Here is a 15,916-nt window from a genome sequence, read left to right on the forward strand (position 1 = left end):
TATGAGCGGATCGTCGTTCCGGATTGCAACCTACAACTTGCAGAAATGCGTCGGGCTTGACCTGCGGCGTCGACCCGATCGCAGCTTGCAGGTGATCAATGCGTTGGCCGCCGACATCGTCGTGCTGCAAGAAGTGGACAAGCGTCTGCCGCCCCGGCCCGCCGCCCTGCCCCATGCCATGGCCGAGGCCGACGGCTGGCGCATTCTGCCCTTCGGCGCTCCGGGCGGCTCGCTGGGCTGGCATGGCAACGCGATGCTGGCACGGGGCGACCTCACCCTCCGCGACAGCGCCCATATCGATCTGCCGGGGCTTGAACCGCGCGGCGCGATTCGCGCCGACCTGAACACCGGCATCGGCCCGCTCCGTGTGATCGGGCTGCATCTCGGGCTTGTGCGGCGCTATCGGCTGCTACAGGTCGCGGCGATCATGCGCGCGCTGCACAGCCTACCGCCGATGCCGACGGTTCTGGCGGGGGATTTCAATGAATGGGGAAGTGTGACCCCGCTTGATGTGGCGGCGCACGGGCTGGGCTTCTTGCAAACACCGCCCAGCTTTCCCGCTCTACGGCCCGTGGCCCGACTCGACCGCTTTGCCGTTACGCCCGACCTGCACGCCCTAAGAAACGACGCCCATATGGCCCGGCCTGCGCGCATCGCATCGGATCATCTGCCGGTCTGGGCCGAATTCGGTCTGCGCTGAGGCTGGCTTGCACCCGGCCCGCATGCTAGGGCGCGGGACAGAAAAGATGCCCGGAGCCGCCCGCCATGACCCTGTTGCAAATCGCCTCGCTTCTGATCGTCCTTGCGGGCGTCTTCGGTGCCATCAACTATCTCTTCCTCAAACTGCCCTCGGCCATCGGCATTCTCGTGGTGGCGCTTCTCGCCTCCTTCGCTGTGATGGGGGTGGACATGCTCGTCCCGACCCTCGGCATGGCCGATCAGGTGCGCGCCATCGTGCTCGATCTCGAATTTTCGGATGCCCTGCTCGAAGGCATGCTGGGGCTGCTGCTCTTTGCCGGCGCGCTGCATGTCAAGATCGCGGACCTGCGTGCCGAGGCGCGCGTGATATTCCTGATGGCGACACTGGGCGTCGCATTGTCCACCCTGCTGATCGGTGTCGGGTTTTCATGGATTACCGGCATGCCGTTCCTCGTGGCGCTTGTCTTTGGCGCGGTTATCTCGCCCACCGATCCTGTCGCGGTTCTGGGCGTCCTGCGCGAGGCGAAACTGCGCAAATCGCTGGAAACCAAGATCGCGGGCGAAAGCCTCTTCAACGATGGCATCGCCTATGTGGTTTTCCTGATCCTCGTGGGCCTCGCCTTTCCCTCGGGCGAGCATCACGGATCGGGCTTCGGCTATGCCGCGCGGCTTTTCGCCCAAGAGGCGCTTGGCGGGGCCGCACTCGGGATCGCGCTTGGCTGGCTCACCTTCCGGGTGATGCGCCGGATCGACGACTATTCGCTCGAGGTGCTGCTCACGCTGGGGCTGGCTTTCGGCGGCTATGAACTGGCGGTCTACCTGCATGTCTCGGCCCCCATCATGGCCGTGTGCGCCGGGCTCCTGATCGGCGATGTCGGAACCGAGCACGGCATGAGTCCGACCACGCGCCAATATGTTGATGGCTTCTGGAAACTCATCGACGAAATCCTCAACGCTGTTCTTTTCTTGATGATCGGGGTCGAGGTCTTCGCCGTGGCCTTTGACATGGACTATCTCGTTGCCGGCACGCTCTCGATCGCGCTCGCGCTGCTGGGCCGTCTTGCTGCGGTCGCGGTGCCGGTCTTGCTGCTCAGACCGTTCCGAAGCTTCTCGCCCGGGGTCGTGCGCATCATGACATGGGGTGGCCTCAAGGGGGGCATCTCGGTGGCCCTCGCCCTGAGCCTGCCCGACGGCGAATGGAAACCCGTCATCCTGACCGCAACCTATATGGTGGTGATCTTCTCGATTATCGTTCAGGGCCTCACCGTGGCGCGCGTGGCAAACCGCGTCGGGCGCGAACCTGATCTCGTCTAAGGGGTGGAAAGACGCGGCCCGAGGCGCTATCCCTCTGACCCAGAGTCCCATAAGGCGCCGGGCATGACAGCAGACACCATCACCAAACGCTGCGAGGCACAGGGGCTTCGCATGACCGGACAACGGCGCATCATCGCCTCGGTTCTTGAGGGCGCGGACGATCACCCTGACGTGGACGAACTTTATGCCCGCGCCGCCGCCATAGACCCCCGGATCTCGATCGCGACCGTCTACCGGACAGTAAAACTGTTCGAGGAATCGGGCATCCTCGAACGGGTCGACTTCGGCGACGGGCGCGCCCGCTATGAAGATGCCGAGCGTGAACATCACGACCACCTCATCGACGTGACCACCGGCGACGTGGTCGAGTTTTTCGACCCCGAGATCGAGGCCCTTCAGGAAAAGATCGCCCGGCGTCTCGGCTACCGGCTTCAGGGGCACCGTATGGAACTGTATGCCGTGCCGCTCAAGGACACGGATTAAACGGTTCCGGTCCGCGCGGCGCCGCATTTCACGAAAATCCGCGTCTCAGGTTACTCTCGAAGCGCTTTAGGGCTGTTGTCCCCACCCGAAAGACGGCACGATTCGCCCGACACCCTGTAGGAGGCTTTCAAGATGCGCCCGGACATGACCATCACCGTTGCCCAGTGTCCCGGCGACCTCGATACACCCCGAGACCGGCTCGACTGGATCACATCCGAACTTGCGGCATCGCCCGGGACGGATCTGGTGCTGCTGCCCGAACTCTTCGCCTGCGGTTACAATATCGGCGATGCCGTCACCCGGCGGGCCGAGCCGCGCGACGGGCCCTTCGCCCGCGCCATGAGCGATCTCGCCCGGCGCTACGACACCGCGCTTTGTTATGGCTATGCCGAACGCGCCGGTGACACGGTTCATAATTCGGCACTCTGCCTTGACGCCACCGGACGCCTTGTCGCGAACCATCGCAAGCTCTTGTTGCCGCCGGGCTTCGAGGCCGATCACTTTGACCCCGGTCGCGATGCCACGCTCTTTGACATCGGCCCGTTCCGGTGCGGGCTGCTCATCTGCTATGATGTGGAATTTCCCGAGAATGTGCGCCATCTCGCCGCCGCGGGGGCCGAGTTGATTCTCGTGCCCACGGCACTTGGCGCCGAATGGGGCGTCGTCTCGGATCACCTCGTGCCCGCCCGGGCCTTCGAGAACGGCGTGTTTGTCGCCTATGCCGACAACAGCGGATCACAGAACGGTCTGGCCTATTTCGGCGGCTCTTGTGTGGCGGGTCCGCGCGGCGAGGTGCTGGCCAGAACCGAGCCCGGGCCGGGCATCGCCACGGCCATGCTCACACACGCGGCTGTGGCCTCCGCGCAGGAGCGGCTGCCCTATCTGCGTGACCGCGCGTCGCTCCCTTGGGTCACATCGTGACGATATAACCAATCAAGGCTGCGCATCATCGCGCCGGGCGCGACACGCCCCGCAACCCGCAGACCACAGTGGGCGGCCCACCTGAGCGGCCCAAAGGACAGATGATACTTGTGGGCATTGCCATTTGCCGCAGTGACCGCGCGCCTCACCCGCGCCTCGCGCTGTGCGCGATACGCGGCAAACGCCGCCTCGGGGGTGTCTGCGGCGGTCAGTGCATCGGCCAAGACCCAGCCATCCTCAAGCGCCATATTTGCGCCTTGCGCCATGAAAGGCAGCGTCGGATGCAGCGCATCCCCCAAAAGCGTGACACCCGGCGCGTGCCAGTTCTGAGCGATCTTGTGCCGGAAAAGTCCCCAAAGGTTCACTTGCTCCACTTGCGCCAAAAGAGTTTGCGCCTCGGGGCCAAAATCGTCAAAGGCCGCCCGAAGCGCCACCGGATCATCCGTCTGGCTCCAGCTTTCGGCGGCCCACGCCGCGCGCTCCTGCACAGCCACAAGGTTCATCAGGCTCCCGCCGCGCAACGGATAGCTGACAAGGTGTCGGTGCGGACCCATATGAACCTGAATATCATCGCGCCGCGCGGTGCGATTCTCGACCACCGCGCGCCATGCCACCTGACGGGTGAAAAACGGTGCTTCGGCGCCATTGAGCGCCCGTCGCACCACCGAATGCAACCCGTCCGCGCCTATGACGATATCCGCATCCGTCACAGCCCCCGACGCCAGCACGACGCGCGGGCGTGTGCCGGGCTCGACATCCTGCACCTTCTGAAGAAGTAGGATGCGCGCGCCCGCCTGCCGCGCCTCGTCATGTAGCACATCGATCAGGTCGGCCCGGTGAAACAACAGAAAATCACGCCCGCCCATGCCAAGCGACGTGACCGCGCCCTTGCGATAATCATGAAGCGTGACGCCCGACGCGGCCACGGCGGCGTTGCGAGCGGCTTCGCCAAGGCCCATGGCGCCCAGCACCGCGAATCCGTTCGGGCTTATCTGAAGGCCCGCACCCACTTCGGTGATCGCTTCGGTCTGATCCAGAACCGTAACCCGCGCCCCACGCTGCGACAGGATCACCGCTGCGGCAAGCCCGCCGATTCCGGCCCCCACGATTAGGATTTTCCTGTTCTGCACCGTGGTCTGAGTCACCGTGCCAGTCCCTTTCTAAGAAAAACGCCGGAGCTTCCGCCCCGGCGCCATGGTCATATCCAGAGGTTGCCTGCGCAACGTTCAATCGTCGCGATGAACCTTCTCGCGGCGCTCGTGGCGCTCTTGGGCCTCAAGGCTCATCGTGGCGATGGGCCGCGCGTCAAGACGCTTGAGGCTGATCGGCTCTCCGGTCACTTCGCAATATCCGTATTCGCCCTCGTCGATCCGGCGCAGCGCCTGATCAATCTTCGCCACCAGCTTGCGCTGGCGGTCGCGGGTGCGCAGTTCCAGTGCGCGATCCGTCTCTTCGCTGGCGCGGTCGGCCACATCGGGAATGGCGCGCGTGCCGTCCTGAAGCCCCTCGATCGTGTCCCGGCTACCCTCGAGAATCTCGTCTTTCCATCTCATCAATTTGCGGCGGAAATATTCCGTCTGACGTTCGTTCATGAACGGTTCGTCCTCGACGGGTCGATAATCCTCGGGCAGAAACACCTCGGACTTCATCTTGGTCTCCTCCTCAACACCCATGTCTGTTGTCATTGGCTCTTCACTCTCAGACATCTGGCCCTCTCGGCCTGCGTTTACTCCGATCCGATCGGATTGTCACTACTCAATCACGTGCGATTGATGTGAAAGGCGGAACACGATAGCCTTTCGTTTCAAGCGCCTGAACAAATGCCAGAAGAAAGTTGAAAACACATGAAATTCACCGGCACCGACGCCTATGTCGCGACCGATGACCTGACAGTTGCGGTCAACGCGGCGATCACGCTGGAGCGGCCGTTGCTCGTCAAGGGCGAACCGGGCACCGGCAAGACCGAGCTTGCCCGGCAGGTCGCCGCCAGCCTTGGATTGCGGATGATCGAGTGGAACATCAAATCCACGACCCGCGCCCATCAGGGCCTTTATGAATACGATGCCGTCTCGCGTCTCCGCGACAGTCAGCTTGGCGATGAACGCGTGCATGACGTGTCCAACTACATCCGCCCCGGCAAGCTCTGGCAGGCTTTCGCGAGCGAGGAGCGCGTCGTGCTTCTCATCGACGAGATCGACAAGGCCGATATCGAATTTCCCAACGACCTGCTGCAAGAGCTCGACCGGATGGAATTCCATGTCTACGAGACCGGCGAGACGATCACCGCGCGCCACCGGCCCGTGATCATCATCACCTCGAACAATGAAAAAGAACTGCCCGACGCCTTTCTGCGGCGCTGCTTCTTTCACTACATCCGGTTCCCCGACATGGAGACCCTGAAGCGAATCGTCGAGGTGCACCACCCCGGCCTCAAGGATTCGCTTCTGACCACCGCGCTCACACAGTTCTACGAAATCCGTGATCAGCAGGGCCTCAAGAAGAAGCCCTCCACCTCCGAGGTGCTCGACTGGCTCAAACTGATTCTCGCCGAAGACCTGTCCCCCGAAGACCTCAGGCGCGATGCGGGCGACGCGCTGCCGCACTTGCATGGCGCACTTCTCAAGAACGAACAGGATGTCCACCTGTTCGAGCGGCTGGCCTTCATGGCCCGGCGTCAGCGGTCATGACGATCAGGCGGCCATGTCCCGTGGCCGCCGCCCCATTTGAATCGAATCGGTCACAATTTCGCCCCATTGGCTCCTTACCAATGGCCCGATGCGCATGGAGATTGCTTACAACTCGTCTTTTGCGCCTTGTCTGCGGCGTGCGAAGACGGGGGTGTGTTCCCCTCGCGTCAGTCCGTCCGGGGGGTGTCAGTGACCAGTAACCGTTCAGAGGGCTCATGCGCCGTATCCTTCTTCCTGTCTGCCTGATCCTCGGCGCCTGCATGCCAGGCGCCCCCGGTGAGGTGACCTCGCGTGCCGCAACCCCCTCGCCCGAGGCGGTCGCGTCGATCAAGGTATTCGCCGTGGCCCGCCCCGAGGCCCCGAACCGCTCGAATGCCGATATCCGGCGCGATTTCCTCGATCTCAGCATGCAACTTGAATCGGGTCGGCAGCTTCGCACCTTCTCACGGTTCGAAGGACCGATCCGCGTGCGCGTCACCGGCAGGCCGCCCCCGACACTCCTGCCCGATCTCAACCGCGTGCTTTACCGCATGCGAAGCGAGGCCGACCTCAACATCGACCTGGCCCGCGAAACCGGCTGGAACATCACGATTCAGGCCGTGCCACGCACCGAAATCCGCGAACAACTCCCGCAGGCTGCCTGTTTCGTCGTGCCCAATATCGACGATATCTCGCAATACAGCGCGGCGCGCCGGTCCGGCCGCACCAACTGGTCCAGCCTCGTGCGCCGTGAGAAGGTCGCGATCTTCCTGCCCTCCGACGCAAGCCCCCAAGAGGTGCGCGATTGCCTGCACGAGGAACTGGCTCAGGCCATCGGCCCGCTCAACGACCTTTACAGGCTTAGCGACAGCGTCTTCAACGATGACAACGTGCACACCGTGCTCACTGGCTTCGACATGCTGATCCTGCGGGCCTATTACGCGCCCGAACTGCGCTCGGGAATGAGTTATAATCAGGTGGCCGATCGCCTTCCGGCAATCCTGTCCCGGCTCAATCCGCGCGGGGACACGATCCCCGCACGCCCAACCGGAAGCACGCCGCGCTCATGGATTCGCGCGATTCAGACGGCCCTTGGCCCCGGCACCCCCCAGCCGCGCCGCCAAAGCGCCGCGCAAGAGGCCGTGACCATCGCCGAGACGATGGGCTGGACCGATCACCGCCGCGGCTTCTCGCATTACGCGCTCGGGCGGATCACGCAATCATCTTCGCCCGTCTTTGCCCAGAACCATTTCGCCGCCGCTGACGCGTATTACCGCCGTGCCCCCGCCACGAAACTGCACCGCGCACATGCCGCCTCACAGCTCGCGGCCTATGCCATCACCCAAGGCAAGGGCGATGTCGCATTGATGCTCGTCGATCCGCAGATCGCGGTAGCCGAACGCCACGAAAACGCCGCGCTGCTGGCCACGCTCATGCTCCTGCGCGCCGAGGCGCTTGAGTTGACCGGACGCACCTCCGAGGCCCGCGCCGTTCGACTCGACAGCCTCGGTTGGGCGCGTTACGGATACGGGGCTGACTGGGCCGTCCGGGCCAAACAGCGCGAGATCGCATCGCTCAACCCCCTCAAGGGTTTCTGACGGAGATAAACAATGGTCGTTGCAGTATCGGCATTCATCGGCGCCGCTCTTGGCGCAGTTCAGGCCCGCCGCCGCAAGGGTCAATCGGCGGATATGGCGCAATATGCCATTGTCTATGCCCTCCTTTTCTCACTTGCTGCGCTTTTCGCGTCGATCTTCATGGCCCGGATGACGGCCTGAAGAGATGTTTCTTCCCTTCTTCGAAGAGTTGCGCAAAACCGGCGTGCCCGTCTCTCTGCGCGAATTTCTGACATTTCTCAGCGCGATGCGCACGGGCCTCGTGACCTATGATCCCGAAGGATTCTATTACCTCGCGCGGGCCTCGCTGGTAAAGGATGAGCGCCATATCGACAGGTTCGATCAGGCCTTTTCCACCTGCTTTTCCGGGCTTGAGAATATCACGGCTCAGCAGGTGATGGAGGCGGTGGACCTGCCCTCCGATTGGCTTGAGAAAATGGCCGAGAAACACCTCACCCCCGAGGAGAAGGCCGAGATCGACGCGCTTGGCGGCTTTGACAAGCTGATGGAGACGCTCAAGGAGCGGCTCAAGGAACAGCAGGGCCGCCATCAGGGCGGCAACAAGTGGATCGGCACGGCCGGCACCTCGCCTTTCGGCGCGTATGGCTACAATCCCGAGGGCGTCCGCATCGGCCAGGACGAAAGCCGCCACCAGCGCGCAGTCAAGGTCTGGGACAAGCGCGAGTTCCGCAATCTCGACGACAGCGTTGAACTGGGCACACGCAACATCAAGGTCGCGCTCAGGCGTTTGCGCAACTGGGTGCGCGACGGGGCCGAGGATGAGCTGGACCTCGACGGCACGATCCGGGCCACCGCCGACCAAGGCTATCTCGACGTGGTGACGCGCCCAGAACGGCGCAACGCGGTCAAGCTGCTGCTCTTTCTTGATGTGGGCGGATCTATGGACGCGCATATCAAGGTGGTCGAAGAGCTGTTCTCGGCGGCCCGCGCCGAATTCAAGCATCTCGAATATTACTATTTTCACAATTGCCTTTACGAAGGCGTCTGGCGCGACAATCGCCGCCGCTGGGATGCGGTCACCCCCACATGGGAGGTGCTCAACACCTATGGCTCCGATTACAAATGCATCTTCGTGGGTGACGCGTCCATGTCCCCCTACGAAATCGCCTATCCCGGCGGCGCGAACGAACATTGGAACCCGGAATCGGGGGAAACATGGCTCGCCCGCGCACGGGCGCAATGGCCGGATAACCTCTGGATCAATCCCGTCCGCGAGAGCCATTGGGGCTATACCCATTCGATTTCGATGATATCGGAAATTTTTGAGGGCCGCATGGCGCCCATGACGCTCGAAGGTCTTGATCGCGGCATGCGCGAACTCGTGCGCTGAAACCTTTCGCGCGCTCCGTTTACCGTCCACACGACTCACCCGGCACCGACGCGATACATACGTGAATACCGACACGATACCGACGTGCCGGACGGCGCGTTAACCCATGCGCATTTGAGCACGCAAACGACTGCGCCGCGCGGATCATCCGCACGGTGCAAGGTTTAAGATTGACCGGCAAGCTTATACTACAGCGCGATTTTCACGCGTTTAGAAAAAATTCATTCTGCTGTGTCAATAATTGCCCTTCACCCGCTCTTTCGTCGGATCGAAATGCGGAAAGGCAGATACGGTCGCCTTCAACCGTTTCTGCTGCCCATCAAGCTGGCCGATTTCTATCTCGGTGCCCGGCTCGGCATATTGCGGGCTGACACGACCAAGGGCGATGACCTTGCCGAGGATCGGTGACTTCATCGCGCTGGTGATCTCACCAACCTGCGCCTTGCCGATGCGCACGCAATCGCCGGGCGATGGCACAACGCCACCCGCAATTTCAAAGCCCACAAGCTTGCGATGCGGATGCGCCTTGCGCTCTTCGATGGCTGCGCGGCCGATGAAATCGTCTTCCATGGATTTGAGCGGCACGGTAAATCCGATCCCCGCCTCGAACGGGTCTGTCGTATCATCGAACTCCGATCCGGCAAAGATCAGCCCGCCCTCGATCCTGAGCATATCAAGGGCCGCAAGTCCCAGCGGTGCAATGCCGTATTGCTCACCCTCGGCCCAGACTCTGTCAAAGATTTCAACGGCATCCTTCGGATGACAGAATATCTCATAGCCCAGTTCACCCGAGTAACCGGTGCGCGAGATGACAACCGGCGTGCCTTGTACATCGTCCACCCGCGCGATGGCCAGACGGAACCACGGCAGCTCCTCGATCGTCGGTTGTTGCGGCGGGGTCCAGAATATCTCCTTGAGGATGTCCCGGCTGTGCCGCCCCTGCACCGCGATGTTGTGAAGCTGATCGGTCGAATTGCGCACCCACGCATTCAGGCCCCGTTTCTCGGCCTGCTCACGCAGCCACAAGCCGCTCGTATCATTGCCACCGATCCAACGGAAATTCGTCTCGCCCAAGCGATAGACGGTGCCGTCATCGATCATGCCGCCATGGTCATAGCACATCGCGGTATAGACAACCTGCCCCACGCTCAGCTTCTTCATGTTGCGCGTGACGCAAAGTTGCATGAGCTCTTCTGCGTCCGGTCCCGTCACCTCGTATTTTCGCAGCGGGCTCAGGTCCATTACCGCAACCTTTTCGCGGCACGCCCAGTATTCCGCGATCGCGCCGTGGTTGGTCATCGTATTGGCAAGCCAGTAGCCGTTATACTCGATAAAGTCGCGCGTATGCCGCGCAAAGCATTCGTGGAACGCTGTCGTCTTGGTTTCTTCCACATCTGCCTCCGCTGATTTTCTGTAACCCATGCTACGTTGGAAGTCTTCGGTCGCTTTATATGTCCGAACCTGAATATCGGTTGGATTCCAACCGTTTGCCGGATCAACATCACATGGGCATGCGGTACTAACACAGACCAGATCGGTCAGCGCCCTGAGCAGCACATAGTCCCCAGGTCGCGACCATGGATCGTCCATTCCGATGCCATTGGCGTCGTCCAGCATCGTGTTGAAAAAGAAGTTGATCGCCGGCCAGCCGCCACGTGGACGCACCCCGTATTCGGCAAGGTTGGTGTTGATGTTGTCCGAGCAATTCACATGCCCCGGATACCCCAAATCCGCGTAATACCGCGCCGTGCAGGCAAGGCCGAACGTGTCATGCCGGCCGCAAGTGTCCTGCACGATCTCCACCAGTGGCTCTTGGTCCACCGACCAGTATTTCGAAAAGATACCCGGCTCCGGGTAGAGGCTCCCCATCAGGGCGCGGGTCGTGGTCGGGTCGATCTCACGTTCAAGCCCCTTGTCGAGCGCACGCGCGGAAAACGCTTGAAAGTCCGAACATTCACGGCCCTGAACATCAAGGACCTGAATGAACTCGCCTTTTTTCACCTCATAGGGCACGGCCACGCCGGGCTGTATGTTGAAATCATGGATCGGATTGGCAAGCGGATCGGGTGCCGCCATACCTTCCTTGCCCACGCCCGGATCGGCGCGGCGCACATAAAGGATCAATTCGGACGGCACATCGCCCTTGCCAGGGTCCATCGGCCCTCCCGGCGCGGCAACGATCAAAAGCCCGTCGCGATGCGCGGTCAGGGCGGCCATGTCTCCGGGCCGCGACTCGTTTCCGAGAACTCGGATCGCATCGCCCTTGCCGATGTCGAACCCTGCGATATCAAGAGATTTCAGAACCTTGGCGCCTGATCGCGAACCGTTCGCCAGCGTGGCGATCACGCCCTCGGGCCTACCATGCCCGTCGGCGCCCAGATATCCAGCATCCGAGGTCTTGTCAGGTGCAAAGAACACAAGTTCCCCGGTCTGCATCCCTTCGCGGTCCAGCACGATGATCTCGTCCCCTGCGAAAAGCGCCACGGCACGGCTTCCACCGCCCGGCACGGGGTGACGCTCCACCCCCTTTGGCAGGACAGGCAGCCCGGGTACGATGACCCCCTGCCGCTCCCACGGAACCTCGAAAACAGGTTTTACACTCATCAGCCCAATCCCAATGCTCGTTTCCGTTTTTCTGCCCATGCGCCGATCGCCATATCGAAGGTCAGCGCCATGAGCGACACATTCATGCCCAGCACGAAATTCTTACCAAGTTCGGTCCCCGCCAATGTTCTCTGCAACTCTTGGCCAAGATCCTGAGTTCCGATGAAAGCCGCGATGATCACCATGAAAAAGGCAAAGATTATCGCCTGATTGAAGCCCACGGCCATCGTCGGCAACGCCAACGGAAGCTGTACCGCGCGCATCTTTTGCCGCTTGCTCGCGCCGGCCATATCGGCAGCCTCCGTCATCTCCGGCGGGACGGATCGCAACCCTTCGATGGTGTAGCGCGTCAACGGCACCATCGCGAATATGAGGATCGAAAAGACCACCGCCACGTCATTCACACCGAAAAGCATTATCGCCGGAATGAGGTATATAAAGCTGGGAAACGTCTGCGCCGTGTCACACACGAGCAAGATACGCTCGGCCCATCTTTTTGAGCGCGAGGCGAACATGCCCAGCGGAATACCAAGAAGCGCCGCAAGGATCACCGCCGAAATCACCGTGTAAAGCGTGATCACCGAGCGGTCCCACCACCCCGAGAACGCCACTATGGTGAAAAACACGGCGGCATAAATACCCGGTTTGCGCCCACCAAGCGCATAGGCGAAGGCCACGATTCCAAGGATGAACGCCGGCGTCGGGATCCACAGAAGGCTGTCGCGGAACGGGATCAACACCTTGACGTTCAGGAACCAGCGAAGCCAGCCCGTCACCGCCTGAATGGCGTCGATCTCAAGGAAGTCCTTGATCAGCTTGTCGATTTCACGACCTTGGCTGAAATGCTGACGGCGGCCAATCTCGGCAAAGATTTCGATGAACTGCGCCAGCACATAGAAAACCGCGAAGGCTCCGACACACGCCAGAAGATAGGCGTGCCGCTGCCACCATGGTGTGCCGCGTTCGAAATGCTCAGGCTGCTTGACCACCCACGCCTTGCTCAGACGGTCAAGCATCACGGCCAGCAGAACGATGGTCACACCAATCTCGAAGGACCGGCCCAGCTTGAAGCTCCCCATCATCGCCAGAAGCTTGGCACCCAGTCCGGGCATCCCGATAAATGCGGTCAGAACGACCATGGCAAGGCACAGCATGATCACCTGGTTCACACCCACGAGGATCTCGGTGCGCGCCGAGGGCACATAGACCCGGCTCAGCATCTGCCATCTCGTGCAACCCGCCATCTTGCCGGCCTCGACGATCTCGGGACTCACCTTCTTGAGACCGAGCGTTGTCATGAGGATCATCGGGGGAATGGCATAGACGATGGTCGCCACCGCCCCCGCCGTTGGCCCCACCTTGAAGAATATGACCGCCGGCAAAAGATAGGTGAAGAACGGCAGCGTTTGAAGCACACTGAGGATCGGCCTGATGGCGCGATCCACCCATGCGTATTTCCAGGCCAGAATGCCGAAGCCAAGGCCAATGAGAAAAGCAATGGGGGCCGCGACCACAAGCACCGACATGGTCTGCATCGCGATATCCCACTGACCGATCAGCGCCGCCCAGACAAAGGTGCCCCCGGCCAGAAGTGCAAAGCGCCATCCGCCAAGATAATAGCCCACCACCGCAGCGGCCGCAGCGATCGCGGTCCAGGGGATCGGCCCAAGAAATGGCCAACGCCGTTTGCCAAAAAGCAGGTTCGCAGTCGCATCGAGGACGTATTCAAGCCCCTCGGTGAGGAACCGTGTCAACGCCAACAGGCCAAGATCATCCTTGACGAAGTTGAATATCGCATCGAGCCAAGTCGCCAGCGGCGGCACAGCCCACTCGGGAACCCGGATAAGCCAGCTTGGCAGAATGCCCAATCCCTTGGCCAGGATCAGCACCACAGCAAAGCCAAGAAGCCCCCAAAGCACCTTGGTGCGGGGCGCGGTGCCGACTTCGGTGTCCGGCATGCCAACCGTTACATCCGCCATCAGTCTGTCCCAGCCCCAAGCAGCATATCAAGTGCCGCCTCGCGATCGAGAATGCCAATGACATTGCCGTTTGGGTCGGCCACGGGCATGGCGTCGCGCGGGTCGTTAACCAATTGTCGCGCCAGGGCGTGTATCGTGGCCCGAGAACTGATCGTTTCGCCCTGCGGCACGCCACTCCCGTTAATGGGCCGCGCAAGACCACCTGCATGCACCACGCGGGCCTTGTCGACGTCCTCGGTGAATTTGCGAACGTATTCGGTGGCCGGTCGCATAACGATCTTGTCCGGCGTGTCGCATTGTTCAACGGCGCCGTCTTTCATGATGGCGATCCGATCGGCAAGACGGAGCGCCTCGTCGAAGTCGTGCGTGATGAAAACGATGGTCTTGCTGAGCATGTCCTGAAGGCGCAGGAACTCGTCCTGCATCTCGCGCCGGATCAACGGATCGAGCGCGGAAAACGGTTCGTCGAGAAACCAGATGTCGGGTTCGATGGCGAGGCTTCGGGCAATGCCCACACGCTGTTGCTGTCCACCCGACAATTCACGCGGAAAATATTCCTCCCGCCCTTCCAGACCGACAAGCTTGATCACCTCCATCGCACGTTCCCGGCGTGTGTGACGGTCCTGTCCCCGCATCTCGAGCGGGAAAGCCACGTTTTCCAGAACCGTCCGGTGCGGCAAAAGACCGAAAGACTGAAACACCATGCCCATTTTCGAGCGGCGCATCTCGATGAGCTCCTGCTCGTTCATCGCCATGATGTCCTGTCCGTCCACTTCGATCGTGCCGCCGGTAATGTCGTGAAGACGTGAAAAACATCGCACCAGCGTGGACTTGCCCGAGCCCGACAGGCCCATGATCACCAGCATCTCGCCTCGGTTCACTTCGATCGATACGTCCTTGACGCCCGCGATGTACCCATCCGCCCGTATCTCATCGAAGGTTTTGGCCTCGGTCAGCCGGGCAAGATAGCCTTGTGGATTGGGGCCAAAGAGTTTCCACACGTTGCGCGCGGAGATAACAGGTTGAGTGTCTGACATTTTTTCCCCTCAGGGCAAAGCGCCGCTCCGCGCGGGTGGCACGAAGCGGCGTCATGTTGGTTCAATGGGTTCAGCCCGTGCAGGTTTCGACCCATGGTTGCCAGACATCCGAATTCGCATCGAGCCATTCGGCCGCCGCGTCCTGGGGTTCGAGATCGTCGGTATCGACCAGCTTGGCCATCTGCGCGATCTGCGGGTTGGTGAAGTTGACCTGCTCAAGGAGGCAATAGCCCGTGGGCCATTTGTCCTGCATCCCGTCCCATGCCGCCTTTTTCAGGTATCCGTTGGCCGGGTTGCCACAGTCATAAAGCGCGTCGGGGTTGGGCCCGACCGCCGGATCCTTGTCGCATCCGTCTTCCCATGCCGGAAACTCGACAAACTCACCGGGCCAGACGGCCTCGGCAAAGTTCGGCGTCCAGTTGAACACCACCACCGGGCGCTTATCAGCCTCGGCAGAACCGATCTCGGCCCAAAGCGCGGCGGCCGATCCGGCATTGATCACGACAAAGTCCATGTCAAGCGCCTCAACCCGTTCCTTGCCGTGCTTGAGCCAGTCCACAGGACCGTCAAGATAGCGGCCCTTGTCGCCGGTTTCAGGGGTGGCAAAGACCTCGGCACAGTCATTCAGCGCCTCCCAGTCGGGCAGGCCCGGACACGCGTCCTTGGTCCACATCGGATACCACCAGTCTTCGCGCGTGACGGCATTGTGATCGCCCACATCGACGATCCCGCCTTTTTCCATGGCCGCGCGGAACGATGCGCCGAACGCCCCCTCCCAGACTTCGAGTTCAAGCGTCACATCCCCAAGGCGGATGGATTCATAAACCGCCTGACTGTCGGTGGTGACATACTCGACGAACAAGCCAGCCTCTTCCATCATCTGGCCCACCGCGTTCGACATCACGATTTGACTTGACCAGTTGTGAATAGGAATGACCACCGGGTCCTGACTGTCCGCGGCATAGGTGGCGCTGGCACCGACCGATAAAGCGGCAACCGACAAAATATGCTTGAGTTTCATAACATCTCCCTGAGTTTTCTATGTAGTTAGCCACGAGGCTCCCATCCTCTGACCTGTCGATAGTCTGACCCAGCCAGACCCGATCCGCTAAAACAATTTTGATGGGGTAAGCCTGCGGTTTTGATGGGCAAAGCCACAAAAATCTGCTCTAATCAACGCGTTGCGAATTTCGCGCTCAACGTGTTTTTCCACAAAGCACATGCGCGAGGAGAGAGAGCCGGGGAA

General features: G+C 61.3%; 14 protein-coding genes. 8 read left to right on the plus strand and 6 right to left on the minus strand.

All coding sequences use genetic code 11. The annotated features are described in order from the left end of the window. Position 1 precedes the first annotated feature (1 nt). The 4 genes from V8359_RS04400 to V8359_RS04415 all read left to right on the plus strand — a co-directional run bounded on the left by V8359_RS04400 (position 2) and on the right by V8359_RS04415 (position 3,417). Positions 2-700, plus strand: coding sequence for an endonuclease/exonuclease/phosphatase family protein (locus tag V8359_RS04400; protein WP_336427498.1), 699 nt, complete (start codon positions 2-4; stop codon positions 698-700). Between the two features lie 65 nt (positions 701-765). Further along, a complete protein-coding gene (locus V8359_RS04405) occupies positions 766-2,013 on the plus strand; it encodes a cation:proton antiporter (RefSeq protein WP_336427499.1) in 1,248 nt (415 codons plus the stop codon). Between the two features lie 63 nt (positions 2,014-2,076). Continuing rightward, the gene (locus tag V8359_RS04410) at positions 2,077-2,496 is read left to right on the plus strand and encodes a Fur family transcriptional regulator (RefSeq protein ID WP_336427500.1); all 420 of its coding nucleotides are present in this window, start codon (positions 2,077-2,079) and stop codon (positions 2,494-2,496) included. 144 nt (positions 2,497-2,640) lie between these two features. Then, the gene (locus V8359_RS04415) at positions 2,641-3,417 is read left to right on the plus strand and encodes a carbon-nitrogen hydrolase family protein (protein ID WP_336427501.1); all 777 of its coding nucleotides are present in this window, start codon (positions 2,641-2,643) and stop codon (positions 3,415-3,417) included. Here the strand turns inward: V8359_RS04415 and V8359_RS04420 are convergent. After that, positions 3,375-4,562 (minus strand): FAD-dependent monooxygenase, encoded by a 1,188-nt coding sequence (locus V8359_RS04420; protein WP_336427502.1) that lies wholly within the window; start codon positions 4,560-4,562, stop codon positions 3,375-3,377. The genes V8359_RS04415 and V8359_RS04420 overlap by 43 nt on opposite strands. A gap of 81 nt (positions 4,563-4,643) precedes the next feature. Beyond that, positions 4,644-5,102, minus strand: coding sequence for an RNA polymerase-binding protein DksA (gene dksA / locus V8359_RS04425; RefSeq protein ID WP_442970325.1), 459 nt, complete (start codon positions 5,100-5,102; stop codon positions 4,644-4,646). Between the two features lie 159 nt (positions 5,103-5,261). Here dksA and V8359_RS04430 point away from each other — a divergent pair, with 159 nt between their 5' ends. The 4 genes from V8359_RS04430 (at position 5,262) to V8359_RS04445 (ending at position 9,050) form a co-directional block, all read left to right on the plus strand. Next, positions 5,262-6,104, plus strand: a complete 843-nt coding sequence (locus tag V8359_RS04430) for an AAA family ATPase (RefSeq protein WP_336427503.1) — start codon at positions 5,262-5,264, stop codon at positions 6,102-6,104. A 215-nt stretch (positions 6,105-6,319) separates the two neighbouring features. After that, positions 6,320-7,681: a DUF2927 domain-containing protein gene (locus V8359_RS04435; RefSeq protein WP_336427504.1), complete on the plus strand. Its 1,362-nt coding sequence runs from the start codon at positions 6,320-6,322 to the stop codon at positions 7,679-7,681. A 12-nt stretch (positions 7,682-7,693) separates the two neighbouring features. Next, positions 7,694-7,861 (plus strand): hypothetical protein, encoded by a 168-nt coding sequence (locus V8359_RS04440; RefSeq protein ID WP_336427505.1) that lies wholly within the window; start codon positions 7,694-7,696, stop codon positions 7,859-7,861. A 4-nt stretch (positions 7,862-7,865) separates the two neighbouring features. Next, a complete protein-coding gene (locus V8359_RS04445; protein ID WP_336427506.1) occupies positions 7,866-9,050 on the plus strand; it encodes a vWA domain-containing protein in 1,185 nt (394 codons plus the stop codon). A gap of 234 nt (positions 9,051-9,284) precedes the next feature. Here the strand turns inward: V8359_RS04445 and V8359_RS04450 are convergent, their stop codons facing one another. The 4 genes from V8359_RS04450 to V8359_RS04465 form a co-directional block, all read right to left on the minus strand. Next, entirely contained in the window at positions 9,285-11,654 is a 2,370-nt protein-coding gene (locus tag V8359_RS04450; RefSeq protein WP_336427507.1) for a DUF1989 domain-containing protein, read from the minus strand. Continuing rightward, complete coding sequence (locus V8359_RS04455) at positions 11,654-13,633, minus strand: ABC transporter permease (protein ID WP_336427508.1); 1,980 nt, start codon at positions 13,631-13,633, stop codon at positions 11,654-11,656. Before V8359_RS04455 ends, V8359_RS04450 begins: the two co-directional genes overlap by 1 nt. Continuing rightward, positions 13,633-14,670: a quaternary amine ABC transporter ATP-binding protein gene (locus V8359_RS04460; protein ID WP_336427509.1), complete on the minus strand. Its 1,038-nt coding sequence runs from the start codon at positions 14,668-14,670 to the stop codon at positions 13,633-13,635. Before V8359_RS04460 ends, V8359_RS04455 begins: the two co-directional genes overlap by 1 nt. Before the next feature lie 70 nt (positions 14,671-14,740). Then, positions 14,741-15,691, minus strand: a complete 951-nt coding sequence (locus V8359_RS04465) for an ABC transporter substrate-binding protein (RefSeq protein ID WP_336427510.1) — start codon at positions 15,689-15,691, stop codon at positions 14,741-14,743. Positions 15,692-15,916 lie beyond the last annotated feature (225 nt).

It is taken from the genome of Roseovarius sp. E0-M6 (assembly GCF_037083845.1).
Taxonomy (GTDB): Bacteria; Pseudomonadota; Alphaproteobacteria; order Rhodobacterales; family Rhodobacteraceae; genus Roseovarius.